Source organism: Frigoribacterium sp. PhB118 (genome assembly GCF_003751725.1).
GTDB lineage: Bacteria > Actinomycetota > Actinomycetes > Actinomycetales > Microbacteriaceae > Frigoribacterium.
On the sequence record NZ_RKID01000004.1, the window covers coordinates 405,567 to 431,542 of the forward strand.

Here is a 25,976-nt window from a genome sequence, read left to right on the forward strand (position 1 = left end):
AGGCGCGCCTCTCCCCCGGCGACGCCGAAGGGCGGCTCCCCCGGAGGGGAACCGCCCTTGAGCGTGTGCGCGGCGTGAGCCGCGCGGCTGCGGACTAGAAGTCCATGCCACCCGAGGGGTCGCCGGCCGGGGCCGGGTTCTTCTCGGGCTTGTCGGCGACGACGGCCTCGGTCGTGAGGAACAGACCGGCGATCGACGCGGCGTTCTGCAGGGCCGAGCGCGTGACCTTGGCGGGGTCGATGATGCCGGCGGCCAGCATGTCGACGTACTCGCCGGTCGCGGCGTTGAGGCCCCAACCGATGTCGAGCCCGCGGACCTTGTCGGCCACGACGCCGGGCTCCATGCCGGCGTTGAAGGCGATCTGCTTCAGGGGAGCGTCGATCGCGACGCGGACGATGTTCGCACCCGTCGCCTCGTCGCCCTCGAGCTGCAGGTTGGCCAGAGCGGTCTTGCCGGCCTGGATGAGGGCGACGCCACCACCGGCGACGATGCCCTCTTCGACGGCGGCCTTCGCGTTGCGCACGGCGTCCTCGATGCGGTGCTTGCGCTCTTTCAGCTCGACCTCGGTCGCGGCACCCGCCTTGATGACGGCGACGCCACCGGCGAGCTTCGCGAGGCGCTCCTGGAGCTTCTCGCGGTCGTAGTCGCTGTCGGTCGCCTCGATCTCGCTGCGGATCTGACGGACGCGGCCGGCGATCTGCTCGTCGTCGCCGGCACCCTCGACGATGGTCGTCTCGTCCTTGGTGATGATGACCTTGCGGGCACGGCCGAGCAGGTCGAGCGTCGCGTTCTCGAGCTTGAGACCGACCTCTTCGGCGATGACCTGACCACCGGTGAGGATGGCGATGTCCTGGAGCTGAGCCTTGCGACGGTCACCGAAGCCGGGGGCCTTGACGGCGACCGACTTGAAGATGCCGCGGATCTTGTTCACGACGAGCGTGGCCAGGGCCTCACCGTCGACGTCCTCGGCGATGATCAGCAGCTGCTTGCCCGACTGGATCACCTTGTCGACGATCGGCAGCAGGTCCTTGATGTTCGAGATCTTCGAGTTGACGATGAGCACGTAGGCGTCCTCGAAGACGGCCTCCTGACGCTCGGGGTCGGTGACGAAGTACTGCGACAGGTAGCCCTTGTCGAAGCGCATGCCCTCGGTGAGCTCGAGCTCGGTGCCGAAGGTGTTGCTCTCCTCGACGGTGACGACGCCCTCTTTGCCGACCTTGTCGATCGCCTCGGCGATGAGCGCACCGATGGTGGGGTCGGCGGCCGAGATCGAGGCCGTGGCAGCGATCTGCTCTTTGGTCTCGATGTCCTTCGCGTCGGCGAGCAGCTGGTCGGAGACGGCCTGGGCGGCCTTCTCGATGCCGCGCTTCAGCGAGATGGGGTCGGCACCGGCCGCGACGTTGCGCAGACCTTCGCGGACGAGGGCCTGGGCCAGCACCGTCGCGGTGGTCGTGCCGTCACCGGCGACGTCGTCGGTCTTCTTCGCGACCTCTTTGACGAGCTCGGCACCGATCTTCTCGAAGGGGTCGTCGAGCTCGATCTCTTTGGCGATGGAGACGCCGTCGTTCGTGATGGTGGGGGCGCCCCACTTCTTCTCGAGCACGACGTTGCGACCACGCGGGCCGAGCGTGACCTTCACCGCGTCGGCCAGGATGTTCAGGCCACGCTCGAGGCCACGACGGGCCTCTTCGTCAAAAGCAATGATCTTAGCCATGTGTGTTTTTCGTCCCTCCCGGACGTCATGAAGCAGAAGCATTGGCACTCACGTGTCGCGAGTGCCAGCAACGATTCTGGCACTCGCCCGATGAGAGTGCAAGTGACGTGACGGGGCCCGGACGCACGAGCACGCCGCCACGGTGGACCGTGACGGCGTGCGGCGTGGGAGTGGGCGCGGCGAGGCGCTCCGACGGGCCTCAGGCGAGCCGGACGGACTCCGCCTGCGGCCCCTTGTCGCCCGTGCCGACCTCGAACACGACGGCCTGGCCCTCTTCGAGCACCTTGTAGCCGCTCATGTCGATGGCCGAGTAGTGCACGAAGACGTCCTGGCCGTCACCCTCGACGGTGATGAAGCCGTAGCCCTTCTCCGCGTTGAACCATTTCACGGTCCCGTTTGCCATGGTGTCGCTCCCCTTTTGCTGTGGTGGTACGGCGCGTGCGGTGCTGCAGGGCCGGGTCGTCGACGCAGCGACCTGCGAACCCGGACGGGACAGCGTCACTCGTGCAGAACACCAGGTCGGCGAGCCGTGAGGGGCGACCAATTCCAGATGGTAACCACGGGAAAAGCGGAAAAGCGCGCCCCGACCGAGAAACACCCGCAGAAAACGAGGATTTCACCGGTTATTAAACGTGGGCGTAACACGGGAGGTGCGGTGAGGGCCCGACGGGACGCGCGCCTCCTCGGATCGATACCGCGGGAGCGGCGTCTTCAGGCGCTGTAGTCGGCCCCGAGGACGACGGTGACCGCTGCCCCGGGGAACGCCTCGGTGAGCTCGACGTCCGAGATGCCGAGCTGCTGGGCGAGCCCGAGCGCCACGGCCTCGTCGACGGCCGCCGAGTAGTAGACGGTGGACGTCGCGACGCGCTCGCTGGCGTTGCCCTGGGTGCCGACGACCCAGCCGGCGGTCTCGAGCCGCTCGGAGGCCGAACCCGCGAGCCCGGCCGTGGCGGTGCCGTTCAGGACGGTGATGGTCGTCACCGAGGGGTCGACCTGTGAGGGGTCGGTGAGGGGGGTGACCGACGGCGTGGCCGTCGGGGTCGGCGTGTCGCTCTCGGGAGCCCCGGCCTCGGCGGTGCTCGACGACGAGGGGTTGACGAACTGGAAGCTGTTGTTCGCGACGCCGAGGTAGACCACGCCGGCACCGACCAGGACGCCGACGGCCAACGCGGCCCAGGCGAAGGCGATCCAGCCGCTGCCGGGGCGCTTCTCGGCCCGGTGGGCTCCGACCCGGTCGAGGTCGGCGGGGACGTCGTCGAACCGGTCTCGGTCGAATTTCGGCATGCGTGGTCTCTCGTGGGTCAGCGAGTCGGACCGAACGAACGGGTCGATCGGGCGTCGCGGCGGGCGACTCGCAGGCGCTGCAGGCGGCCGACGAGCATGGGTGCGTAGGCCAGTGCAGCGGGTCGGTCTATGAGCGAGTTGAGCAGTTGCTGGTAGCGGACGATCCCGAGGCCGAACTCGCGACGGACGGCGGCCTCCCGGGCACCGGCGGCGGCCGGGGCGTGCTGCTCGAAGTCCAGGACGGCACGGTCGAGCTCGGACAACGCGCTCGAGCGCACGTCGTCACCTGTCGCCTTCTCGTCCATCGTCGAGGCCCTCCTCGGGGTTCCGGGTCATCCTATGGGCGGCGCCCCGACCGATCGCGGAGGCCGGGGGCGTGGTCCGACAACCCGTCCGCCCGCTCGGGGAGCCGCCCGGTGCCGCGAGCTCCCGACCCGTGGTCAGGCCGTGAGGTGCAGCCGCGTGCCGTGGGCGTCCCCTACCCCCAGCACCCGGCCGTCGAGGGCGAGGGCCGCGAACGCGTCGTCGGGAGACACTCCCGGGGGCACCTCGGCGACGACGTCGGTCAGCAGGTCTCGTCGTTCGTACGAGATCCACCGCGCGCCCAGCCGGCCGACCTCGTCGACGAAGGCCTGACGCCGGCGACCCGGCAGGTAGACGAGCGTGCCCGTCGAGACGACGACGAGCGTGACGCCCGTCGGGGCCTCGGCCGCGAGCGGGGCGAGACCGTCGACGGCGTCCGCCGCCACGAGACGAGGAGGCGCGGTGCGGGCGAGCGCGACGGCCCGCCCCAGCAGGTCCCGCCGATCGGCGCGCTCGGGGGGCAGCAGCGTCGCGAGCCAGGCGACCTGGTCGGGGTCGCGGACGTCGACCGGGTCGAGGTCGATCCCCGCCCGCCAGACGATCTCGGGAAGCGGGGCCGTCGGCGGCTCCACCTCGGACCGGGCCGCGCCCTCGACGACGACGTCGATCCCGAGCTGCACCGTGCTCGACGGATCGCCCCAGCTCCGGCCACCGGAGCGGTAGCCGTAGCGGTCGACACCGAGGCAGAGCCCGGCCGAGGCGCCGACCTCGATGAGGGCGATCGGGCCCGGCACGCGGGCCAGCGCGATCGACAACGGGGCACAGCGGCGCACGTCGTTGGTCTGGGTGAGCCGTCGGCCGAGTTCGGCCACGAGGTCGTCGGAGCGGGCGAGCAGCCAGGGCCGCAGCACCGACCAGGGGCCGTGCGGCGCACCCAGCCACCGGCAGACCGCGAGGACGAGGACGGGCTGGCGCCGCGCCTCCTCGGCTCGATCGACGACGGCGAGCGCCGCCGGATCACCCGCGACGCCCCGCGCGAGTTCTGCCTGCGACGGCGACCCCTCGCGGTCGAAGGCGAGGGCCGCGGCCAGGAAGCGGTCGGAGGTGCTCACGAGCAGGAGTCTGACAGCCCGGTGGGGGCCGGGGAATCGTGCACCGGCCGACCGTGTTGAATGAGGAGTCCCGACAAGCAAGGAGATCATCGTGGCGTACAAGATCGAGAAGACCGACGAGCAGTGGCGCGAAGAGCTCGACGCCGAGCAGTATTCCGTCCTGCGGGAGGCCGCCACCGAGCGCCCGTGGACGGGTGAACTGCTCGACGAGAGCCGTGCCGGCGTCTACGCCTGTGCGGCGTGCAGCGCCGAACTGTTCAAGAGCGGCACCAAGTTCGACAGCGGCTGCGGCTGGCCCAGCTTCTACGAGTCGGTGAACCCGGACGCGGTCCAGCTGATCGAGGACAACTCGCTCGGCATGACCCGCACCGAGGTCCGGTGCGCGAACTGCGGTTCGCACCTCGGCCACGTGTTCCCCGACGGTTTCGGCACGCCGACCGGCGACCGTTACTGCATGAACAGCATCTCGCTCGACTTCAAGGCCGCCGAGTAGTGAGCGCCGTCGCCGACGCCGCCCGACGTCGTCGGTCGCGGTCGAAGGTCACCGACGTCGCGCCGACGCACGAGCAGTTGCTCGACGCGGTGCGGTCGGCGGCGACGGTGGCGGACCACTCCGAGCTGAGGCCCTGGCGCCTGATCGAGTTCCGCGGAGACGACCGGCTCGTCGTGGGCCGGTCGCTGGCCGACGCGGGTGGGGCCGAGGGCCACGCCCGCGACAAGCTCACGCAGAAGGCGCTGCGGGCGCCGCTGATCGTCGCCGTGGTCGTCTCGCCCCGCGACAGCCGCAAGGTGCCCTACTGGGAGCAGGAATCCGTCGCCTCGGGCGTCGCGCACCTGCTGTCGCTCGTTCTCGACGACGAGGGCTGGGGCGTGTTCTGGCGCACGGGCGTCCTGACCCGCGCTCCCCAGGTGGCGGCCGCGCACGGCCTGCGCGAGGGCGAGCAGTTGCTGGGCTGGCTCTACGTGGGCGGACGCGACGGTGACGACGCCAAGCCTCGCAAGCTGCTCGACCCCGAGCAGTTCGTCAGCACGCCGTAGCGGGTCGACCGCCCTCGGCGGCACCCGGTCGCGGGTGCCGCGCCGGTCACCAGGTCTTGTGGCTGTTGCCGATCACGGTGATGGGCAGCCAGAACGACCCGGTCATCAGGACGATGCCCCCGAAGAAGACGAAGGCGTTGGGCTCGCCCGAGCCGAACGAGTAGGCGAACAGGGCGAAGCTGACGAAGAGCATGGCGAGCGAACCGAGCGCGGTCAAGATCGTGGACAAGGGGGCTCCTCAGGTCGGTGCGTCCGGCGGGCGCGGTGCGCTGCGTCTACTTCACCACTTCTCGGCCTCGGAACGCCAATCCTGCGCCGACCGCATGCTGCTCGCCGGGTGAGGAGGCGCGGGCTGGGTAAGATGGGCACGCTCCGCCGGCCTGGCGCAATTGGTAGCGCATCCGACTTGTAATCGGAAGGTTACGGGTTCGAGTCCCGTGGCCGGCTCTGGGGGACGTCAGTCGACGATGTCGCTGCTGACGAGCGTCTTCGGGCTCGAGCTCGCCCGTCGTCGCCCGCGGGCGGGCACCGTCGACTCGAACCTCGTCTTGAGCTTGAGGGCCGGCGCCTCGATCAGGTGCCAGGACGCGACCGAGAGGGCTGCGGTCACGGCGACGACGATCACCAGGTTCACGGTGAGGCTCCGCACTCCGATCGTCGCGAAGACCATCTGCTGGACCGGGAACGCGTAGATGTACATCCCGTACGAGAAGTCACCGAAACGGGACGCCCGACGGATGATCGGCGAGGACGCTAGCCCGAGCGCCAGCACGGCGTACGGCAGGACGACCCACATCATGACGTGGCCGAGAGACGGTCGGACCGCTTCGACGACGGTGAGGGCGAACAGGCCGAGCAGTGCGGCGTCGAGCCGGAAGAGGTGACGCTCGAGGAGGAGCGCACAGAGCATGCCCCCGGCGAAGAAGACCCACGGCTCGGCCGCCGTCACGAGCAGGTAGAAGCCGAACACGTTCTGGGCGGGCGTCGCGAAGAAGACGGCGGCGACGCAGGCGAGGCCGAAGGCGACCACCACCGGGACGCGGGCCCGACGGGGGACCACCATCATCAACGGGACGAACAGGTAGCAGGAGAATTCGATGGGGAGCGTCCAGAGCGAACCGTTCACCACGTTCGGGTACGGGACGGTCGTGAACACGCCCGACAGACCGAAGACGGGTTGCAGGAAGAGGTTCCGGAGGTACAGCCACGTGTTCGGATCGGTGAAGTAGGCGTGCAGGTCGATGACCGTGAAGACGGGCCCGAGGACGAAGACCGAGAGCAGCACGGCGACGATCAGCGCCGGGAAGATGCGGAGCGACCGCGCGGCCAGGTAGCTCTTCCACTGCGGTCGTCGCAGCCAGCTCTTGGTGATCAGGTAGCCGCTGATGATGAAGAAGACGAAGACGCCGAGGGTGTGGATCGGCACGTCGAAGATGACCGGCGGGGCGACGGGTTTGCCCGAGAGCACGTACGAGTGCCCGAGGACGACCATCAGCGCACCGCCCAGGCGGATGGCGTCGAGGTTGTTCCGCCTGCGGGCCAGCTCGGTCGACGCGTCACTCACAGGACGAGCATAGTCATCGCCGAGGAGACCTCATGGACCGGTCCTCCGTTCAGCGATGTGCGTCGAAGAACGCGGTGACGGAGGCACCGTCGAAGTTCGACGCGTCGCCGTGCTCGCCCACCGTGGACGTGAAGACGCCCGACACCCGCTCGGTGCAGGACCGACCATTCGCCTCGGCGTCGACGATGGTGTCATCGGGAGACGCCCAGGTGGCCACCGGCACGTCCGGCCACGAGAGGGGCGAGAACCGAGCAGGCGGGTCGGTGCCGTGGACCGAGCGGATCTGCGCCCGGAGGCCGGGTTCCGAGATGGTCGACAGGTCGCAGACCGGATAGATCGCGACCCAGGCCGCCACGTCGGCGCGTCCGGCGACCTGTGCCGCCGCGACCGCACCCATGGACTCGGCGACCAGGAAGATCCGTGCACCCGGCGACGAGCGCTGAAGATCGCCGACGAGGTCGAGGTAGTCCCGCACGCTCGGCCCGTCACCCCACGAGTTGCCGCCCGCGTCTCGGGCCGCGACCGTGTAGCCGTCCGCCACCAACTCGTCGACCAGCCCGCTCGTCTCGGGATCGTCGACGATCGTCGACGCGGTCTGGCCGGCACCGTGGAAGTACACGACCACGTCGCCGCGGGGGCGCTGGGGTCTGACGACGACCGTGCCGTCCGACGTCTCGACCGTCGAGCCCGCGACCGCGCCCGGGCCGACGGTGGGCTGCCCGGCGGACGGGGAGTTCGAGGGAACGGGTGTGACCGACGGAGCCGAGGCCTGTGGCGGCACGGGTCCCCCGGCGGCCAACCCGAGGGCGACCAGCGCCGCGGAGCCCCACAGCCCGGCCGTCATCACGGCGAACCTGCGCCATCGGGTCTTCTCGTCGCGGCGGCCCACGCCCGTGGAGCTCTGCCGGGTCGTCGTCGGTCGCACGTCAGGAGCGTATCCAGGGCCGACCGACCATCCGCCGAGAGCCCCGGCCCCTCGAGGTCAGCCCTCGAGGGCGACGAGCAGGTGACGCAGGCCGTCCGCGACGGCTGAGCGCGCCTCCTCGGGCAGGGCGGCGAGCACGGCCCGCTCGTCCGCGAGCTGGACCTCGAGCACGCGGTCGATCAGACGGCGCCCGGCCGCGGTCGGCGCGACGAAGTAGCCACGGTGGTCGGCGGGGTTCGCCGAGCGATCGACGAGGCCTGCCGCGAGCAGCCCCTTGACGCGCTTCGTCACGGCCGGCGGTGAGAGCAGGGTCTCGTCCGCCAACTGCGTCGGACTCATCGGTCCGCCGCGGCGGGTCAGGGCGGCGAGCAGGTCGAAGTCCGCGCGCCCCAGGCCGAACTGGGCCAGGAGGTCGTCGCTGCGACGCTGCACGATGCGGGCGAGCCGGTTCACCCGGCCGACGACCGGGATCGCCGAGACGTCGAGGTCGGGCCGGAGTTCGCGCCACCGGTCGTGGACGTCGTCCATCACGTCTCGGAGCCCGGGATCGGTCATGCCCTTGAGCCTAGCGATGCTTCACGAGTAAAGTGATGCGCAGATCATTCACCCGTGAAGCAGTTCGACGACGAGCGCCCACGCCGCGCCGACCAGAGGACCGCCCATCACGACCACGACCTCCCCTCACCGCCTGCTGCCGCACCCGCGCGACCTGGTCCGCTTCGGCCCGCACGACGGCGCCCACCGACCGGCAGCCCGCGTCGCCGCGTCCGTCCTGGCACCGATGGTCGTGCTGGCGCTGATCGGCCACGTGGAGTGGACGCCCTACGCGGTGTTCGGGGCCTTCGCCTCGGCTTTCGGCCGGGGGCTGCCCCGCTTCCAGCGGCTCGAGATGCAGCTCGAGGCCGGGCTCGTCCTCGTCGCCTGCGTGGTGCTCGGCACCGCGCTGGCCGCCTCGGCGGCCCCGGTCTGGCTGCTCGTCGTCACGATCGGCGTCGTGGCCGGCATCACCTCGGCCCTCTCCGACCTGCGCCGCTGGAGCCCGCCCGGGCCGCTCTTCTTCGTCTTCGGCCTGGGCGTCACCGCGTTCGTGCCCGCGACCGGGTCGACCGTCGCCGTCGCGGCCGTGGTCGCCCCGGCGAGCCTCGCCCTCGCCCTGCTCGCGTCGCTCGCGGGCGTGCTGCTGCCCGCCGGTCGTCGCGCGCTCGCGACCGTCGACGGACGCCGATGGAGGCGCGGGCCCCGTCCCCTGGACGGCCGGCGGACGGTCGTCCACGCCGCCGTCTGCCTGGTCGCCTCGATCGCGGCCGGGCTGATCAGCCTCGGCCTCGGGGTGCAGAGCCCGTACTGGGCCATGGTGTCGGCCGTGGTGCCCGTGGTGGGGACCGCGACGGCGGGCCAGCTCGTACGGGCCGGGCACCGCCTCCTCGGCACCCTCGTCGGGGTGGGCCTCGCCGCTCTGCTGCTGGCGTGGCACCCCGGGGTCGCGGCCCTGATCGTCGCCTTCGGCGTGCTCCAGTTCGCGACCGAGCTGCTGATCGTCCGCAACTACGGGCTCGCGCTGGTCACCATCACGCCCATGGCGCTCGGCATGCGGGCACTCGGCGGCGCACCCGTCGACGTGGGCGCCCTCGTGGCGGCCCGGACGGCCGACACCGCCATCGGCGTGGGCGTGGTGGTCGTCGTGCTGCTCGCGACGCACCGGCTGCGGAGGCCCCGGCCGGAGGCGTCCGTCTGACCCGAGGGGCCGGGTGGCCCCTGCCGAGCGGTCAGGCCTGGCGCGCCCTCGCCCGGCGGCCGTCCTTGCTCCACCAGACCAGGTCGGCGACGCCCTGCGCGACGAGCAGCACGGCGACGATCAGGATGATGACGGTGATCGCCTGGACCGGCACCCCCGAGGCGATGTTGAGCACCTGCACGACGAGGCCGAACAGGCCGATCAGCACCTCGAACACGGCGGGCACCACGGCACCCGTCTTCGTCAGGGTGAACCAGGGTCGCCGCAGGTCGCTCATGCACCCGAGGGTACAAGGTGCGCGGGCTACGATCGCCGGGACCCCGATCCGCCGAGGAGGCACCGTGCGACGACGCGACGTCCACGTCGATCCCGACGTGCCGAACTGGCTGCTCACCAAACGCGGCGGCCTCGCCCTGCCCCTCGTCACGTCGTTCTGCGCGCTCGTCGTGATCGCGAGCATCGTCGCCGCCCTGACGGTCGGCGGCGGCCACGTCACCGTCGTCACCGTCGTCGTCGTCGCCGCCGGCCTGGGTGCCGTCACCTGGGCGGTGGCCGACCTCGTCTGGTGGACGCGCGACGACCGCCGCCGCATCGTCCGGCTGCCCCGCGACCCCGGGGCCTGACGCCGGAACCCCCGGTCACATGCCGTTCAGGGCATGGACGTGCCCCGTCAACCTGGCAACCGCCCAGCGTGCGCCGCCGTAAACTGACTGATGCACCGAACCGGTGCCCACGACGTTCGGCTCCGCTCGCGACCCCGCGCGCGCGTGCAGCCCCACCCCGCCACAACTCGACAGGGAGTTCCGTTGAACGGAAACGCTACGACCCGGCACAGCAACGTCGCGTTGCTGTCGGTCACCAGCACCATGGCCGACCGGGTCACCACCTCCGAGAGCATCGACGAGAAGCTCGGCCCCGTACTCAAGCGCCTCAAGCTGCCCACGGGCCTGCTGCAGCGCGTCGCCGGCGTGTACGAGCGCCGCAACTGGAGCACCGAGCAGAGCTTCGACGCGGCGGCGATCGACGCGGGCAAGCGTGCGCTGGCCGAGGCCGGCATCCGCCCCGACCAGGTCGGGCTGCTGATCAACACGTCGGTCACGCGCCCCCACCTCGAGCCCTCGGTGGCCGTGCGCCTGCACCACGGCCTCGGCCTGCCCTCGTCGGCCACGAACTTCGACATCGCCAACGCCTGCCTCGGCTTCGTCAACGGCATGACCCTCGCGGCTCAGCTGATCGACGCGGGTCAGATCGACTACGCCGTCATCATCGACGGCGAGGACGCCGACGACGTCCAGGTCAACACGATCGACCGCCTCCTCACCAAGGGCTACGGCCGCGACGACTTCATGAGCGAGTTCGCCAGCCTCACCCTGGGCTCCGGGGCCGCCGCCGCCGTCATCGGCCGTGCCGACCTCCACCCCGAGGGCCACCGCATCGTCGGCGGCGTCACCCGCGCCGCCACCGAGAACTACGACCTCTGCGTCGGCAGCGTCGACGGCATGTTCACCGACGCCAAGGCCCTGCTCAAGCGCGGCATGGAACTCGTCGTCTCGGCCTGGAAAGAGGCCAAGCGCGACTGGAACTGGCAGCGCATGGACCGCTACATCATGCATCAGGTCAGCGACGTGCACACGGGTGCCTTCGTCAAGGCCGCCGGCATCGACAAGAAGCTCGTCCCGCTCACCTACCCGACCCTCGGCAACGTGGGCCCGGCGTCGATCCCGATCACGCTGGTCGAGGAGAGCAAGACCCTCAGCAAGGGCGACCGCGTCCTGTTGATGGGCGTCGGCTCGGGCATCAACACCGCGATGATGGAGCTCGCCTGGTGAGTCGGCTCCCGCGGTCCGCCTCCGCCACGGCGCCGGCGTCACGTCCCCCCGCGGGTCTCGACGGGCTCGACCCGTCGTGGTCGCGTCTCGTCGACGTGCCGTACGGGCTCGGCGCACACCGCGCCTCCCGCACCTGGCACGTCCTCGACAACGCCGAGGCGCTGGCCGAGGTCGGCGCCGAACCGGTCGGCACCATCCTCTGCGTGCACGGCAACCCGACCTGGTCGTACCTCTGGCGCCGCCTCGTCGCCCGCACGGTCGAGACGGCCGTCGCCGGGGGGCCCGCGTGGCGCGTCGTCGCGGTCGACCAGCTCGACATGGGCTTCTCCGAGCGCACGGGCTCGCCGCAGACGCTGGCCCGCCGCGTCGCCGACCTGGGCGACCTCACCGACGCCCTCGAGGTCACCGGGCCCGTCGTCACCCTCGGCCACGACTGGGGCGGCGTCGTCTCGATGGGCTGGGCGGTCGACCACCCCGACCGGCTGGCCGGGCTCATGCTGCTCAACACCGCGATCCACCAGCCCGAGGGCGAGAAGATCCCCGCTCCCCTGCGCCTGACCCTCGCCCGCGGCGTGCTGGGCCGGGCGACCGTCGGCACCACCGGGTTCCTCGACGTGACCCTCGGCCTCGCCCACCCGCCGCTCTCGCCCGAGGTGAAGGCCGGCTTCCGTGCCCCGTACCGCCAGGCCGACCGCCGCGGCGGCATCGGTGGCTTCGTGGCCGACATCCCGGTCGACGACGGGCACGTCAGCAGCCCCGAGCTCGACCGCATCGCCGAGGGCCTGCGCGGCCTCACCGTGCCGGCCCTGATGCTCTGGGGCCCGCGCGATCCGATCTTCTCGGACCGGTACCTCGACGACCTGGTCGACCGCCTGCCGCACGCCGACGTCCACCGTTTCGAGGGTGCGGGCCACCTCGTCGCCGAGGACGTCGACTACGCCGGAGCCGTGCTCACCTGGCTGGGCGACCGGCTGCCCGGCGGGACGGCCGCCGTCGACGCCCCGGCCCGGGCCGCCACCGAGGCCCGAGTCGCCACCCCGGTCGGAACCGAGGAGGCGCGGGTCGCCTCACCGCAGGACCGCCCCCTCTGGTCGTACCTGGACTCCCTGGCCGACAGCCCGGCCACCGCGCTCGTCGAGATGGCACCCGCGGGTGCCGACGGCCCGCGTTCGATCAGCTGGAGCCTGCTCGCCCGTCGCGTCCACGAGATCGCGCTCGGTCTGCGGAAGCACGGCGTGCGCCCCGGCGACCGCGTCTCGCTGCTCGTCCAGCCCGGTGCCGACCTGACCGCGGTGCTCTACGCCTGCGTCCGCCTCGGTGCCGTCGTGGTCGTGGCCGATGCCGGTCTCGGCGTGCGCGGCCTGACCCGCGCCGTCCGCGGCGCGTGGCCCGACCACGTGATCGGCCAGCTCCCGGGGCTCACGGCGGCCACCGCCCTCGGTTGGCCGGGCCGCAAGATCTCGACGACGACGTTGTCGCCGGTCACCGCCCGGGCACTCGGCGTCGAGGCCTCGCTGCCCGAGATCGCCGCCCTCGGCCGCCGCGCCCGCGGTGCCCTCGCCGAGCTGCCCGACGCCCCCACGGCCGACGCCGAGGCCGCCATCCTGTTCACCTCGGGCTCGACCGGACCCGCGAAGGGCGTCGTCTACCGGCACGGCCAGCTGACGGCCCTGCGCGACGCCCTGGCCGAGCAATACGACGTCGGTCCGGGCACGGGCCTGGTGGCCGGCTTCGCCCCGTTCTCCCTGCTGGGCCCCGCCCTCGGGGCGACGAGCGTCACCCCCGACATGGACGTCACGAAACCGCGCACCCTCACCGCCCGGGCCGTCGCGGCCGCCACGGCGGCGGTGGACGCCACCGTGGTGTTCCTCTCCCCTGCCGCGCTCACCAACGTCGTCGCGACGTCGGACGACCTCGACGACGCGGACCACCGCGCGCTGGCCGGCGTCGAGACCTTCCTGTCGGCGGGCGCGCCCGTCTCCGAGGCGCTGCTGGCGGCGGCCGGCGACCTCATGCCGAACGCGACGCCCCACACGCCCTACGGCATGACCGAGGGCCTGCTGATGACCGACGTCACGCTCGAGGGCGTGCGCTCCGCGGCCGCCGACCGCGGGGCAGCCGTCGCCGCGGGCGCGCCCGACGCCGGCGGTGTCTGCGTCGGGCTGCCCGGCGCGACCACGACGGTGCGGATCGTTCCGCTCGACGACGGGGGTCGCGCCTCCTCGGCGTTCACCGACGCCCCCGGCGTCACGGGCGAGATCGTCGTCTCGGCGCCCCATGTCGAGGACCACTACGACCGCCTCTGGCTGACGCACCGCCTCAGCCGCCTGGGCTCGACCGCCGAGACCCGCTGGCACCGCACCGGCGACGTCGGGCACCTCGACGCCCAGGGCCGACTCTGGGTCGAGGGCCGCCTGCCCCACGTGATCACGACGTCGACGGGCGTGCTGACGCCGGTGGCGTCCGAACAGGCCGTGGAGGCGCGGGCCGCCATCGCGCGCGCCGCCGTCGTCGGCGTCGGTCCGGCCGGCACGCAGCAGGTCGTCGTCGTGGCCGAGACCGTCCCCCCGGCTCGTCGCCCGGGGCTGGCATCCGCGGCCCTGGCGGCCTCGGTCCGTTCGGCCGTCCGGTCGGCGTCGGGTCGACCCGTGGCCGCGGTGCTCGTCGTGCCGCAGCTGCCGACCGATGTGCGACACAACAGCAAGATCGACCGCACGGGCCTGGCCGCATGGGCGACGTCCGTGCTGTCCGGCGGCCGGATGCGTCGCCCGTGAGGGTGCTGGTCACCGGCGCGAGCGGCCTGCTCGGCGGCGCCGTCGCCCGGGCCGTCGCCGACGCCGGGCACGGGGTCACGACCTTCCAACGGCGACCCTCCGGCGTGCCCGGCGCCCGCGACGTGCTCGGGTCGATGACGAACCCGCGGGCCGTCGCCGCCGCCGTCCGCGACCAGGACGCCGTCGTCCACCTCGCGGCCAAGGTGTCGCTCACCGGTGAACCGGCCGAGTTCGAGGCCGTCAACGTCGGGGGCACGCGCTCCCTGGTCGAGGCGATGCGCGCCTCCTCGGTGCCCCGGCTGGTCTTCGTCTCGTCGCCGTCCGTGGCGCACGCCGGGTCGTCCATCGTCGGTGACGACGCCCTGCCCGCCTCGCCCGGACACGCTCGTGGCGACTACGCCCGCACCAAGGCCGCGGCCGAGCGGGTCGCCCTCGGGGCCGCCGACGCCGACCTGCGCGTGGTGGCCGTCCGCCCGCACCTCGTCTGGGGCCCGGGCGACACGCAGCTCGTCGAGCGCATCGTCGACCGTGCGCGCTCCGGCCGCCTGCCGCTGCTCGACCACGGCGCCGCCCTGATCGACTCCACCTACGTCGACAACGCCGCGTCCGGCATCGCCGCCGCGCTCGCACGCGTCGACGAGGTCAGCGGCGAGTCGTACGTGATCAGCAACGACGAGCCCCGCACCGTCGCCGACCTGATGGCCGGGATCTGCGCGGCCGCCGGTGTGCCCGCGCCTCGCCTGCGGGTGCCGGCCGGGATCGCCCGCGCCGCGGGGTCGTTGGTCGAGCGCGTCTGGGCCGTGCGGCCGGGCACCGACGAACCACCCATGACGCGGTTCCTCGCCGAGCAGCTGTCCACGGCGCATTGGTTCGACCAGCGACGCACCCAGCGCGACCTGCGGTGGACACCGGCCGTGAGCGTCGACGAGGGCCTGAGTCGTCTCGCCGCCTGGTACGCCGCCGGGCAGCCCTCCGTCTGAGACCCGCCGCCCGGCCACCCTCGGGTCGGCGGGTTCCCGTCGTGCCCGGCGGGTCGGCGATGACCCGCCAGGGGTGACGGGAGCCCGCCGACTCCCCCGGGCGGAGGGAACCAGGGCGAGGCGGCGTCCCCCGTTCTCTGTGTGAGGGCACATGTCGCTCCGGCGTCGTGCCGCCTACCGTCGCACGGGTACCGGGCAGCTCCGGTGCCCAGGGCTCAACGGAAGGACCATCCCATGAAGGCAGTCGTCTGGCACGGCATCGGCGACATCCGACTCGACGAAGTCGCCGACCCCACGATCGTCGACCCGACCGATGCGGTCGTCCGCATCACCCGGAGTGCGATCTGCGGCACCGACCTGCACTTCGTGCGCGGCACGATGGCGCCCATGGCCGAGGGCACGATCCTCGGCCACGAGGCGGTCGGCGTCGTCACCGCGGTCGGCGACGACGTGCGCGGCTTCAGTGCCGGCGACCGGGTCGTGATCAACTCGACGGTGTCGTGTGGCACCTGCCGCTACTGCCGCCAGGGCCAGACCGCTCAATGCGACGTGGCGAACCCCAACGGCCCCGACGCCGGCACCTGCTTCTTCGGCGGCCCGGCCTCGACCGGCCCGGTGAACGGCCTGCAGGCCGAGCAGGTGCGCGTCCCGTTCGCGCAGAACACCATGCACCGCCTGCCCGACACGGTCAGCGACGAGCAGGCCATCCTGTTGAGCGACATCTTCCCCACCGGCTGGTTCGGCGCCGAACTCGCCGGGGTCACCCGCGGCGACGTGGTCGCCGTCTTCGGTGCGGGGGTGGTGGGCCAGTTCGCGATCGCCTCGGCCTTCAAGCAGGGCGCGAGCCGCGTGATCGTGGTCGACCGTGAGGAGACCCGTCTGGCGCAGGCGCTCGCCCAGAACGCCGAGATCGTGAACTTCGACAAGGAGGACCCGGTCGAGACCATCAAGCGCCTCACCGGCGGTGCGGGCGTGGACGCCGTCATCGACGCGGTCGGCGTGGACGCACAGCACGCGAGCCACGGTCCCGCCGCCCCCGACTCCGACACGGCCGCCGAGTTCGCCGCCGAGGTCGAGCAGGTCGCCCCCGACGCGAACCCGCAGGGCGACCAGTGGGTGCCCGGCAACGCACCGACCCAGGCCCTGCGCTGGGCCGTCGAGGTCGTGGCGAAGTACGGTCGCATCGGAGTCATCGGCGTCTACTCGCCGACCGTGACGTCGTTCCCCTTCGGCGAGGCGATGCTGAAGAACCTCACCATCCGCATGGGCAACTGCGACCACCACTCGGTGACCCCGCCGCTGATCGACCTGGTCGCTTCGGGTCAGTTCGACCCCACGGCGTTCATCACCGAGCACGAGGGCATCGGCTCGGCCATCGAGGCCTACGAGGCGTTCGACCGCCGCGAGCCCGGCTGGACCAAGGTCGAGGTCGTCCCCGGCTAGGGCCTCGGGCCGGCGGTTCCCGTCGCTCCCGGCGGGCCGTCGCCGGACCACCGTGGACGACACGAACCCGCCGGTTCCCGAAGGGTCCGGCGGGTTCGGGCGTCTGCGTGCGCCGGCGGGGTCAGATGACCGAGGCGCTCCAGGCGTCGGGGTTGCCGAAGCGGTGGGCCGTGATGGCGACGGCCTGCTCGCGCAGGAACGGCAGCAATTCGAGGCGGCCGGTCGGCGTGACCGGGGCCGCGAACACGGCCACCGCCGGGTCGCCGCCCAGGACGTCCGCCAGGGCCGAGGAGGCGCGGGTCGCGTCACCGGCACCGGTCACCAACCGCACGCGCTCGGTCGACAGGCGCCGCGCACGCACCCGGTCGTGCCACGTGGCGTCGTCCTCGTGCACGACGTCGGATGCCGCGAGGCCGAGCGCACGGACGAGGGCGCCGGGCAGCTCGACCGACGACGACACCGTGAGCGGCGCACCCGAGCGCCGTCCGGCGAGCAGCACGCGGACCACGTCGGCCGGGGCCGCGCCGTCGGCGGCGCGGATCGTGACGGGCAGGGGACGGTAGCGCAGCAGGTCGCGCTCGAGGCCGAGGTCGCTCACGTCGCGGGCGACGCCGAACTCGGTGGCCCAGAAGTGCTCGTCGCTGGCGGCGGCGGCCCGCAGGTCGTCGGAGGCCGACGCACCCGACGCCCCGAGCAGCGACGACGCGGCCTCGAGGGCGGCCAGGGCCTCGCGACCCGGGCGCGCCTCCTGCGGTTCGGTCAGCGTCGTCGGCTGCCAGGACCCCAGGTGCACGAGGTAGTTCGGCCCGCCCGCCTTGGCGCCGGCACCGACCGACGACTTCTTCCAGCCGCCGAACGGCTGGCGACGCACGATCGCCCCGGTGATGCCGCGGTTCACGTAGAGGTTGCCCGCCTCGACGCGGTCGAGCCAGGTTGACAGCTCGGCGGGGTCGAGGGTGTGCAGACCCGCGGTCAGGCCGTAGTCGGTCGCGTTCTGCAGCTCGATCGCCTCGTCGAGCGTCTTCGCGGTCATGACGCCGAGCACCGGTCCGAAGTACTCGGTGAGGTGGAACTCGCTGCCCGCGGCGACGCCGGCGCGCACGCCGGGCGACCAGAGGCGCCCGGTGTCGTCGAGTCGCTTCGGCTCGACGAGCCAGGTCTCGCCCGCGCCGAGCGTGGTGAGCGCACGTTCGAGCTTGCCGTGGGCCGGCTCGACGATCGGGCCCATCTGCGTGGTGGGGTCGGAGGGCAGTCCGACGCGCATGGTCGACGCCGCGTCGACGAGCTGACGGCGGAAGCGCTCGGAGGTGGCGACCGAGCCGACCAGGATCACCAGGCTCGCCGCCGAGCACTTCTGACCCGCGTGGCCGAAGGCCGACTTGATGACGTCGGACGCGGCCAGGTCGAGGTCGGCACTGGGGGTGACGATGATGGCGTTCTTGCCGCTCGTCTCGGCGAGCAGGGGTAGGTCGTTGCGCCAGCTGGTGAACAGCGCGGCCGTCTCGAAGGCGCCGGTGAGGATGACGCGGTCGACCGACGGGTGCGACACCAGGTGACGACCGAGGTCGCCCTCGTCGACGTCGACCAGCTTCAGCACCTCGCGGGGCACGCCGGCGTCCCAGAGCGCCTGGACCATGACGGCCCCGCTGCGCTTGGCCTGGCCCGCCGGCTTGACGACGACGCTGCTGCCCGCGGCGAGCGCGGCGAGGGTCGAGCCGGCCGGGATCGCCAGGGGGAAGTTCCAGGGCGGCGTGACGAGGGTGAGTCGCTCGGGGACGAACGTCGCACCGTCGACCCGGTCGAGTTCTTCGGCGAGGTGGGCGTACCAGTTGGCGAAGTCGATGGCCTCGCTGACCTCGACGTCGCCCTCGGCGACCGTCTTGCCGGTCTCGCTCGCGGCGACCTCCATCAGGTCGGCGCGGCGGGCCGACAGCGTGGCCGCGGCCTCGCGCAGGATCGCGGCACGACCCGCGCCTCCGCGGTCGGACCAGGCGGCGGAGGCGGCCACGGCCTCGGCGACGATCGCGTCGAGCGTGGCCTCGTCGGTCACCCGGGCGGACTCGATGAGCTCGACGCCGAGGCGCGAGTCGGCCGAGCGGGCGGCGATCTCACGACCCCAGGCGCGGTTGTCGGCCAGGGCGGGGTCGGTGTCGGGCTCGTTGTCGAAGCCGCTGCCGGCCGCGCGGGGCTGCAACGCCTGGGCCGCGTCGAGGCGGCTCTGCACGCGGTGCGGTGCCGGGGTGTCTCCGTCGACCTCGGCGAGCGAGGCGAGGAACCGGCCCTTCTCGCGCTCGAACATGGCCTCGTTCGAGGCGAGTTCGAACACGGCGGACATGAAGTTCTCGCTCGACGCGTTCTCCTCGAGGCGGCGGATCAGGTAGCTGATGGCGACGTCGAACTCGCGGGGGTGCACGACGGGCGTGTAGAGCAACAGCCCGCCGACGTCGGCCTTGACCAGCTCGGCCTGCCCCTCGGCCATGCCCAGCAGCATCTCGAACTCGACCCGGTCGCTCACGCCACGGGCCTCGGCGAGCAGGTGGGCGAAGGCGATGTCGAAGAGGTTGTGGCCGGCGACGCCGACGCGGACGGCACGGGTGCGTCCGGGGGTGAAGGCCCAGGTGAGGACGCGCTTGTAGTTGGTGTCGCTGTCCTGCTTGGTGCCGTAGGTGGCGAGCGGCCACTCGTGCACCGTGGCGTCCACGGTCTCCATCGCGAGGTTCGCGCCCTTGACGATGCGCACCTTGATCGCGGCCCCGCCGGCGTCGACCCGCTCGGTCGCCCAGGCGGTGAGGTGCTGCAGGGCGCCGAGGGCGTCGGGCAGGTAGGTCTGCAGGACGATGCCGGCCTCGAGGCCCTTCAGCTGCGGCTGGTCGAGGAGGCGCGTGAAGACCGCGATCGTCAGGTCGAGGTCACGGTACTCCTCCATGTCGAGGTTGATGAACTTCGGCTTCGGCGACCGGGCGGCGAGTTCGTACAACGGGGTGAGCTTCTCGACGACGCGCTCGACGGTCTCGTCGAAGGCCCACATCGAGAGCTGGCTGACGATGGACGAGACCTTGATCGACACGTAGTCGACGTCGTCGCGGGCGAGGAGCGCCCGGGTGCCGGCGAGGCGGTGCTCGGCCTCGGCGTCACCGAGGACGGCCTCGCCGAGCAGGTTGAGGTTGAGCCGCGTCCTGTCCCTCTTGATGTTCGCGATGGCCGCACCGAGCTTGGCGGGGCGGGCGTCGGCGATGAGGTGGCCGACCATGCCGCGCAGGACGCGACGGGCGATCGGCACGACCACGCCGGGAAGCACGGGTGCCATGACGCCGCCGAGACGCACGGCGGAACGCATGTGCCACGGCAGGAAGGCCGGTGCCTGCTTCGCCAGGGTCGACAGGTTGCGGGCCGCGACGCCGAGGTCCTCGGGCCGGACGACCCGGTCGACGAAACCGATCGTGAACGCGAGGCCCGACTCGTCCTTGAGGACCTGGGCGAGCAGGTGGGCCGAACCGGTGCTCGGGGCGCCGGACGCCTCGTGCGCCCAGCGGCGGGCGAGGGCGACGGCGTCGTCGCCGATGCCGACGGGCAGGAGCTGTTCAGCGGTGGACGGCCCCGCCGTCTCGTCGATGGTGGTCATGGGATGAATGTAGGGCGGAACTTGCCACCTGGCAAGGTTTGACACGAGACCGTAACGTGGCCGCGCCTCCTTCTCCACGAGGGGTCGATCGGCACTGGCGGCGAGGGCCGGACAGCGCTACCTTGGGCGCGTTCAGGCGGTGCACAGCGCCCGCCAAGACGGACCCGTCTGCGGATGGACGGGCCCCCTGCACCGGGAGCACCCATGGCGATGATCGAGGCCCGCGGCCTCACGAAGACCTACCGGTCGAAGTCCGGCCCGGTCCACGCACTGACCGGCCTCGACCTGATCGTGCCCGAGGGCACCGTCAAGGCGCTGCTCGGGCCGAACGGCGCGGGCAAGACCACGGGCGTCAAGATGCTCACCACCCTCGAACGTCCGGACGCCGGCACGGCCACGATCGCCGGGCTCGACGTCGTCGCCGACGCCCAGGCCGTGCGCCGCTCGATCGGCGTCTCGGGGCAGTACGCCGCGGTCGACGAGAACCTCACCGGATTCGAGAACCTCGACATGATCGGGAGGCTGTACCACCTGGGCAGCCGCGTGAGTCGGGACCGCGCCCGCGAGCTGATCGAGGTCTTCGACCTCGCCGCTGCGGGCGACCGGCCGGTCAAGGGCTTCTCCGGCGGCATGCGCCGACGGATCGACCTCGCCGGGGCGCTCGTGACGAACCCGCGCGTGCTCTTCCTCGACGAGCCGACGACGGGGCTCGATCCCCGCAGCCGCCTCGCCCTGTGGGACATCATCACCGGGCTGGTCGACGGTGGCACGACGGTGCTGCTGACCACGCAGTACCTCGAGGAGGCCGATCGCCTGGCCGACGACATCTCCGTCATCGACGGCGGCGCCGTCATCGCCGAGGGCACGGCCGACCAGCTCAAGGCCCAGGTCGGCGGCCACCGCCTCGTCGTCGCCCTCGTCGACGAGGCGCGGGCCGACCAGGCGGTCGAGGTGCTCCGGCGGCACGGTGACTCCGAGCCGGCCGTCGGGGCCGACGGCCGCCAGCTCGAGGTCGCGGTCACCGACGGCCCGACCGCCCTGCAGCGGACGCTCGCCGACCTCGGGGCGGCCGGCATCGAGCTGCACGACGCCGGCATGCGACGACCCACCCTCGACGACGTGTTCCTCCAGCTCACCGGCCACCGCGCGGCCGACGACGACGCGGGCGACGACCACGACTCCCCCGACGACGACCCGGCCGGCGGTCGAGGTCGCGGTCGGCGCGGTGCGAAGAAGAGAGAGGCACGGGCATGACCACCACCGGAACCACCTCCGCCCTGGCGCAGACGCTCGTCCCGTCGACCGACACGGGCCTCGGCACCTGGGCCTCGGACGGCTGGACGGTCACCAAGCGCAACCTGATCAAGGTGAAGCGCTCGCCCGACATGCTGATCTTCGCCGTGCTGCAACCGATCATGTTCGTCCTGCTCTTCAGCCAGGTCTACGGCGGTGCCATCGCGGTCCAGGGCACCGACTACACGCAGTTCCTCATGGCGGGCATCTTCGCGCAGACCGTGGTCTTCGGCTCGACCTTCTCCGGTGCCGCCATGGCCCAAGACCTGAAGGAGGGCATCATCGACCGGTTCCGCACCCTGCCGATGAGCCCGTCGGCCGTGCTGATCGGTCGCACGAACAGCGACCTGGCGCTCAACACGATCTCGATGGTCATCATGATGCTCACCGGTCTCGCCGTCGGCTGGAGGGTGAACGCCTCACCTGCCTCGTTCGTCGGCGGGGTCGCCCTGCTGCTGCTGTTCAGCTACTCGTTCAGCTGGGTGATGGCCCTGCTCGGCATGAGCGTCAAGACGCCCGAGACCATCAACAACGCGTCGTTCATGATCCTGTTCCCGTTGACCTTCGTCTCGAACGCGTTCGTGCCGAGCGACACCCTGCCGACCGTGTTGAGGGTCTTCGCCGAGTGGAACCCGGTGTCGTCGCTCGTGCAGGCCGCCCGCACCTCGTTCGGCAACCTGGGCGCCACGCCGGTGCCCGACATCTGGACGATGCAGCACCCCTACGCGACCGTCCTGCTCGGCATCACCGTGATGCTGGTGGTCTTCGTGCCGCTGTGCATCCGCAAGTTCCAGCGCATCAGCGCGAAGTAGCGGACGCCCGTCGCCTGCCGTTGGCGTCGCCCGTCCGCCGAGGAGGCGCGGGTCAGCCCGCGTGCCCGGCCGCCTCGCGCACGGCGGCGTCGAGTTCGCTCGTCGGCACCGTGAGGACGCTCGCGATCACGAGGCGCATCAGGGCCGGGACGTCCACGGCGTCGCGCTCGTACAACCACTGCAACTGCAGACCGTCCTGCACCGCGAGCACGACGCGAGCCGCCGACTCGGCGGTGTAGCCGTCGCGCAACCAGCCGCGGGCCTGGGCGAGCCCGAGGTAGGCCGACGTCGACGAGACGATGCGCTCGTAGTAGTCGGCGTAGTAGCGGTGCGCCGGGTGGTCGGGTGAGGTGGCCTCGGCGGACGCCGTGATGAACAGTGAGATGACGACCGGCACGTCGACGTTGTACTCGGCGAGCGCGACGAGCTCGTCGACGCGCATGCCACCGTCGTCGTCGAAGTGGCGTCGCAGTCGTTCGTCGCGCCGCCGGAGCACGGCCATCAGCAGTTCGTCCTTGGTCGGGAAGTAGTGCATGAGCGACTGGTGCGAGACGCCGCACCGCCGCGCGATCTCGCGCAGGGTGGCACCGTGGAACCCGACCTTGCCGAAGACCGGCAGGGCCGCGTCGAGGATCGCCTCGCGCTTGGCGATGCCCTTGCGGTAGCGGCCGGGTTCGCGCACCGCAGCGACCGGCGGGACGTCGGTGACGTCGGCGCGGGTCGTGTCGGGCTCGGGGGCGTCCATCGGGGTCAGCCTAGGTCGTCCCCGCGCGGATGACGACGCCGCGGGACGCGGCGTCCGCACACGGTGCGTCGGCATAGAGTTCAGCGGTGCCGTGGTCGCTGCTGAGAACGCCTGCCTTCCGGGCCCTCTGGGTCGGGCGCCTGTTCTCGTGGGTGGGCAGCGGCTTCGCGCCCCTGGCCATCGTCTTCGCGGCGATCGACCTGGGGGCCGACGCCGTCGACCTCGGGCTCGTGGTCGTCGCCCGGTCGGTGCCCAACATCGCCCTGGTCCTGGTCGGCGGGGCCCTCGCGGACCGCTTCTCGAAACGCACCGTCGCGATCGCCTCGTCGTGGCTGTCGGCGGCGTCGCTCGTCGTCGCGGCCGCCCTGATGCTGACGCAGACCGAGACGTTGCCCACCCTCGCGGCGGTGGGCGCGGTGAACGGCGCCGCGGCCGCCTTCTTCGGCCCTGCCACGAGCGCCCTGCTGCGCGAGACCGTCCCCGACGACCGGCTGCGCGACGCGACGGTTCTCAGCCGCGTCGGCATGAACGTCGGGTTGGTGATCGGCACGGCGGTGGGCGGGGCCGTGGTGGCGACCGCCGGATCGGGCGTCGCCCTGGCCGTCGGCGCGGTCGTCTTCGTGGTCGCGGCGGTCGTCTTCGTGGGGTTGCCCCGGGACGGTGCCCGCGCCTCCGGAGGGACGTCGGTGCTCGAGGATCTCGGCAGCGGACTCGGCTTCGTCTGGCGCACGCGCTGGCTCGTCTCGACCGCGGCGCTCGCGTTCACGTTCCAGTTCGCCTTCGCGGGCGGGGTCCAGGTGGTCGGCCCGCTCGTGGCCGACCAGTCGTTCGGACGTCTGCTCTGGGGGTTCGCGGGTGCCCTGCAGACCCTCGGCCTGATCGTCGGGGCGTACTGGGCCGGGGCCCTCCGCGGGCGGCTCCGGTTGTGGGCCGCCTGCCTCGGCGCCGCGGCGCTGGCCCTGCCGCTCGTGCTGCTGTCGTTCGCCTACGGCACCGACCCCGTGGTCTTCGACCCGCTGCACTGGTTCTTCTGGATCAGCCTCGGCCTCTTCGCCGCCAGCGTCGGGCTCGAGGTCTTCACGGTGCCGCTGGACGTGGTCGTCCAGCGGCAGGTGCCGGGGGCCTACCTGGGGCGCGTCTTCTCGTGCCTGACGCTGGCGTCGTTGGCGGGCGTGCCCGTCGGCGAGGTGGTGGTCGGACCGCTCACCCAGGTGATCGGCACCCCGGCCACCCTCGCCGCCCTGGCCGGCCTCGTGGTCGCCGTCGCGGTGGCCGTGGCGCTGAGCTCACGGGTGCGACGGATCGACGCCGGCCAGGAGGCGCGGGTCAGCTGAAGTCGCCGCGCTCGATCGCCTCGGCGTACTTGCGGACGTCCGGGCCGGGCTCGTAGTCGATGAAGCGGTCCTTGACGGCGTCGTTGATCGCCTTGAAGGACTCCTCCCACGACTCGCCCGAGTGGGCTGCGGCCGCGTCGCGGACGGCGTCGCGCAGCACGTTGTCGGCGTCGGTCAGGATCTTGTCGCGCGCTTCGTCGTTCCAGCGCACGTCGTTCAGGTCGGCCATGGTGTTCTCCTCGTGGGGTGGGGCGGTGGTGGGTGGGGTGGGGCGGTGGTGGGTGGGGTGCGGCTGGTGCTACTTCTTCTTCGGGCTCAACGACGAACCCTTGTGGGCGGCCTTCGCCCCGCTCTTGTCGCTCTCGACGACGAAGTAGGGCTCCTCGTCCGAGGCCTTGAACTTCTGCCCGTCGAGCTGGAACTCCTTGACGCGCTTCTCCACGACCGTGCCGTGGGTCTCGCCCTGGGGGGTGTTCCAGGTGACGTGATCTCCCTTGCTGAACGACATCGCGCCTCCTTGGTGTGTCGATCCGTCCGTCGGCGTCCGGTGCCGCGCGGTGGTGGCGTGGACGGTACCCCGCCTGCGCCGACCCGTCACCCAGCGACGCGGGGTACAGGGCGCGGCGATCCGTGGTCGGGCGGCGGGCCGGACCGGTCAGACCGAGAAGCCGCCGTCGGCCTTGATCAGCTGGCCCGAGATCCAGCGTCCCTCGGGCGACAGGAGGAAGCGCACGACCCGACCGAGGTCGGCGGGCGTGCCGAGACGGCCGGTCGGTTGCCGCTCGGTGCCGCTCGCGCGGATCTCGTCGTCCATCCAGCCCGTGTCGATCGGCCCGGGGTTCAGGGCGTTCGACGAGACGCCCAGGTGCCCGAGTTCTCGGGTGGCCGCGATGACGAGCCGGTCGAGGGCGCCCTTGCTCGAGCCGTAGGGCAGGTTGTGCACGACGTGGTCACTCGTCAGGGCGACGATCCGGGCACCGTCGTCGAGCAGGTCGACCGGGGGCAGCTGCTCGGCGAACGCCTTGATCGCGAGCCACGCCGCCCGCACGTTGACGGCGTAGTGCGCGTCCCAGCTCTCGAGCGTCGTGTCGAGGATCGACGAGTCCACGCTGTGCGAGTGCGACAGCACGAGCGCCGTCACCGGCCCCAGGTCGTCGTTCACCGCCCCGAGGAGGCGCGCGGGGGTCGCGGGGTCCGCCAGGTCCGCCGGGTACACGGCCACGCGCGCACCCGCGGCCTCGAGCTCGGAGACGAGCGACCCCACGTCGACGGCCGCGAGTCCCCAGGGCATGGCGGCATCGTAACCATCCCAGGTGGTCAGCGCGAGGTCCCAGCCGTCGGCGGCGAGCTCGTGGGCGATGCCGTTCGCGATCGAGTTCGTGCGGCCGGCACCGGTGAGCAGACAGATCTTCTTCGACATGCGGGTCTCCTTCGACACCCGCTCAGCTTGGCAGACCGGTCGACCCGTC

26 protein-coding genes and 1 tRNA gene are annotated in these 25,976 nt (G+C 72.1%); 12 read left to right on the forward strand and 15 right to left on the reverse strand.

Annotated features, from left to right (window positions below):
• Positions 1-94: 94 nt before the first annotated feature.
• From groL to EDF21_RS13610, 5 genes are all read right to left on the reverse strand, one after another.
• Positions 95-1,714 (reverse strand): chaperonin GroEL, encoded by a 1,620-nt coding sequence (groL, locus tag EDF21_RS13590; RefSeq protein ID WP_043593524.1) that lies wholly within the window; start codon positions 1,712-1,714, stop codon positions 95-97.
• A 199-nt stretch (positions 1,715-1,913) separates the two neighbouring features.
• Complete coding sequence (locus tag EDF21_RS13595; protein ID WP_054146828.1) at positions 1,914-2,117, reverse strand: cold-shock protein; 204 nt, start codon at positions 2,115-2,117, stop codon at positions 1,914-1,916.
• Between the two features lie 308 nt (positions 2,118-2,425).
• Positions 2,426-2,998 carry a LytR C-terminal domain-containing protein gene (locus tag EDF21_RS13600; RefSeq protein ID WP_123571693.1) on the reverse strand — a complete coding sequence of 191 codons (573 nt, stop codon included), beginning with the start codon at positions 2,996-2,998 and terminating at the stop codon, positions 2,426-2,428.
• 17 nt (positions 2,999-3,015) lie between these two features.
• Positions 3,016-3,303 (reverse strand): DUF3263 domain-containing protein, encoded by a 288-nt coding sequence (locus tag EDF21_RS13605; protein ID WP_056043106.1) that lies wholly within the window; start codon positions 3,301-3,303, stop codon positions 3,016-3,018.
• Positions 3,304-3,438: 135 nt separating this feature from the next.
• Positions 3,439-4,413, reverse strand: coding sequence for a DUF2332 domain-containing protein (locus EDF21_RS13610; protein WP_158612925.1), 975 nt, complete (start codon positions 4,411-4,413; stop codon positions 3,439-3,441).
• 91 nt (positions 4,414-4,504) lie between these two features.
• Between EDF21_RS13610 and msrB the strand changes: the two genes are divergently transcribed.
• Positions 4,505-4,906: a peptide-methionine (R)-S-oxide reductase MsrB gene (gene msrB, locus EDF21_RS13615; protein WP_043593533.1), complete on the forward strand. Its 402-nt coding sequence runs from the start codon at positions 4,505-4,507 to the stop codon at positions 4,904-4,906.
• Entirely contained in the window at positions 4,906-5,451 is a 546-nt protein-coding gene (locus EDF21_RS13620; protein ID WP_056043113.1) for a nitroreductase family protein, read from the forward strand. The genes msrB and EDF21_RS13620 overlap by 1 nt, the downstream gene beginning before the upstream one ends.
• 46 nt (positions 5,452-5,497) lie before the next feature.
• Here the strand turns inward: EDF21_RS13620 and EDF21_RS13625 are convergent, their stop codons facing one another.
• On the reverse strand, positions 5,498-5,680 hold the full coding sequence (locus EDF21_RS13625) for a hypothetical protein (protein ID WP_055974590.1): 183 nt from the start codon (positions 5,678-5,680) through the stop codon (positions 5,498-5,500).
• Between the two features lie 145 nt (positions 5,681-5,825).
• Here EDF21_RS13625 and EDF21_RS13630 point away from each other — a divergent pair.
• Positions 5,826-5,898, forward strand: a tRNA-Thr gene (locus EDF21_RS13630).
• A gap of 10 nt (positions 5,899-5,908) precedes the next feature.
• Here the strand turns inward: EDF21_RS13630 and EDF21_RS13635 are convergent.
• Genes EDF21_RS13635 through EDF21_RS13645 form a run of 3 tightly spaced genes read right to left on the reverse strand, consistent with a single transcriptional unit; the run spans position 5,909 to position 8,495 of the window.
• Positions 5,909-7,015, reverse strand: coding sequence for an acyltransferase (locus tag EDF21_RS13635; RefSeq protein ID WP_123571695.1), 1,107 nt, complete (start codon positions 7,013-7,015; stop codon positions 5,909-5,911).
• A gap of 49 nt (positions 7,016-7,064) precedes the next feature.
• Positions 7,065-7,940 (reverse strand): serine aminopeptidase domain-containing protein, encoded by an 876-nt coding sequence (locus EDF21_RS13640; protein ID WP_123571696.1) that lies wholly within the window; start codon positions 7,938-7,940, stop codon positions 7,065-7,067.
• Between the two features lie 57 nt (positions 7,941-7,997).
• Complete coding sequence (locus EDF21_RS13645; protein WP_123571697.1) at positions 7,998-8,495, reverse strand: MarR family winged helix-turn-helix transcriptional regulator; 498 nt, start codon at positions 8,493-8,495, stop codon at positions 7,998-8,000.
• A gap of 226 nt (positions 8,496-8,721) precedes the next feature.
• Here EDF21_RS13645 and EDF21_RS13650 point away from each other — a divergent pair, with 226 nt between their 5' ends.
• Entirely contained in the window at positions 8,722-9,675 is a 954-nt protein-coding gene (locus EDF21_RS13650; RefSeq protein ID WP_123571698.1) for an FUSC family protein, read from the forward strand.
• Between the two features lie 31 nt (positions 9,676-9,706).
• Here EDF21_RS13650 and EDF21_RS13655 read toward each other — a convergent pair whose 3' ends face one another.
• Positions 9,707-9,952 carry a hypothetical protein gene (locus tag EDF21_RS13655; RefSeq protein ID WP_123571699.1) on the reverse strand — a complete coding sequence of 82 codons (246 nt, stop codon included), beginning with the start codon at positions 9,950-9,952 and terminating at the stop codon, positions 9,707-9,709.
• Positions 9,953-10,016: 64 nt separating this feature from the next.
• Between EDF21_RS13655 and EDF21_RS13660 the strand changes: the two genes are divergently transcribed.
• From EDF21_RS13660 to EDF21_RS13680, 5 genes are all read left to right on the forward strand, one after another.
• Complete coding sequence (locus EDF21_RS13660) at positions 10,017-10,298, forward strand: hypothetical protein (protein WP_056043124.1); 282 nt, start codon at positions 10,017-10,019, stop codon at positions 10,296-10,298.
• A 183-nt stretch (positions 10,299-10,481) separates the two neighbouring features.
• The gene (locus tag EDF21_RS13665) at positions 10,482-11,504 is read left to right on the forward strand and encodes a 3-oxoacyl-ACP synthase III (protein WP_056043127.1); all 1,023 of its coding nucleotides are present in this window, start codon (positions 10,482-10,484) and stop codon (positions 11,502-11,504) included.
• Positions 11,501-14,278 carry an alpha/beta fold hydrolase gene (locus EDF21_RS13670; RefSeq protein WP_233568503.1) on the forward strand — a complete coding sequence of 926 codons (2,778 nt, stop codon included), beginning with the start codon at positions 11,501-11,503 and terminating at the stop codon, positions 14,276-14,278. The genes EDF21_RS13665 and EDF21_RS13670 overlap by 4 nt, the downstream gene beginning before the upstream one ends.
• Entirely contained in the window at positions 14,275-15,258 is a 984-nt protein-coding gene (locus EDF21_RS13675) for an NAD-dependent epimerase/dehydratase family protein (RefSeq protein WP_123571763.1), read from the forward strand. The genes EDF21_RS13670 and EDF21_RS13675 overlap by 4 nt, the downstream gene beginning before the upstream one ends.
• A 234-nt stretch (positions 15,259-15,492) precedes the next feature.
• A complete protein-coding gene (locus EDF21_RS13680; protein ID WP_123571700.1) occupies positions 15,493-16,701 on the forward strand; it encodes an alcohol dehydrogenase catalytic domain-containing protein in 1,209 nt (402 codons plus the stop codon).
• Between the two features lie 121 nt (positions 16,702-16,822).
• Here EDF21_RS13680 and EDF21_RS13685 read toward each other — a convergent pair whose 3' ends face one another.
• Positions 16,823-20,323: a bifunctional proline dehydrogenase/L-glutamate gamma-semialdehyde dehydrogenase gene (locus EDF21_RS13685; protein WP_123571701.1), complete on the reverse strand. Its 3,501-nt coding sequence runs from the start codon at positions 20,321-20,323 to the stop codon at positions 16,823-16,825.
• A gap of 204 nt (positions 20,324-20,527) precedes the next feature.
• Here EDF21_RS13685 and EDF21_RS13690 point away from each other — a divergent pair, with 204 nt between their 5' ends.
• On the forward strand, positions 20,528-21,577 hold the full coding sequence (locus tag EDF21_RS13690; RefSeq protein WP_123571702.1) for an ATP-binding cassette domain-containing protein: 1,050 nt from the start codon (positions 20,528-20,530) through the stop codon (positions 21,575-21,577).
• Complete coding sequence (locus EDF21_RS13695; RefSeq protein WP_123571703.1) at positions 21,574-22,428, forward strand: ABC transporter permease; 855 nt, start codon at positions 21,574-21,576, stop codon at positions 22,426-22,428. The genes EDF21_RS13690 and EDF21_RS13695 overlap by 4 nt, the downstream gene beginning before the upstream one ends.
• 52 nt (positions 22,429-22,480) lie before the next feature.
• Here EDF21_RS13695 and EDF21_RS13700 read toward each other — a convergent pair whose 3' ends face one another.
• Positions 22,481-23,173: a TetR/AcrR family transcriptional regulator gene (locus EDF21_RS13700; protein WP_158612926.1), complete on the reverse strand. Its 693-nt coding sequence runs from the start codon at positions 23,171-23,173 to the stop codon at positions 22,481-22,483.
• Between the two features lie 86 nt (positions 23,174-23,259).
• Between EDF21_RS13700 and EDF21_RS13705 the strand changes: the two genes are divergently transcribed.
• Positions 23,260-24,507 (forward strand): MFS transporter, encoded by a 1,248-nt coding sequence (locus EDF21_RS13705; RefSeq protein ID WP_123571705.1) that lies wholly within the window; start codon positions 23,260-23,262, stop codon positions 24,505-24,507.
• On the opposite strand, the gene EDF21_RS13710 is transcribed toward EDF21_RS13705, so the two are convergent.
• From EDF21_RS13710 to EDF21_RS13720, 3 genes are all read right to left on the reverse strand, one after another.
• A complete protein-coding gene (locus EDF21_RS13710; RefSeq protein WP_043597179.1) occupies positions 24,500-24,736 on the reverse strand; it encodes a hypothetical protein in 237 nt (78 codons plus the stop codon). The two genes, EDF21_RS13705 and EDF21_RS13710, sit on opposite strands and share 8 nt — an antisense overlap.
• Positions 24,737-24,805: 69 nt before the next feature.
• Complete coding sequence (locus tag EDF21_RS13715; RefSeq protein WP_123571706.1) at positions 24,806-25,015, reverse strand: DUF2945 domain-containing protein; 210 nt, start codon at positions 25,013-25,015, stop codon at positions 24,806-24,808.
• A 147-nt stretch (positions 25,016-25,162) separates the two neighbouring features.
• Positions 25,163-25,927, reverse strand: a complete 765-nt coding sequence (locus EDF21_RS13720; protein ID WP_123571765.1) for an SDR family oxidoreductase — start codon at positions 25,925-25,927, stop codon at positions 25,163-25,165.
• Between the last annotated feature and the right edge of the window lie 49 nt (positions 25,928-25,976).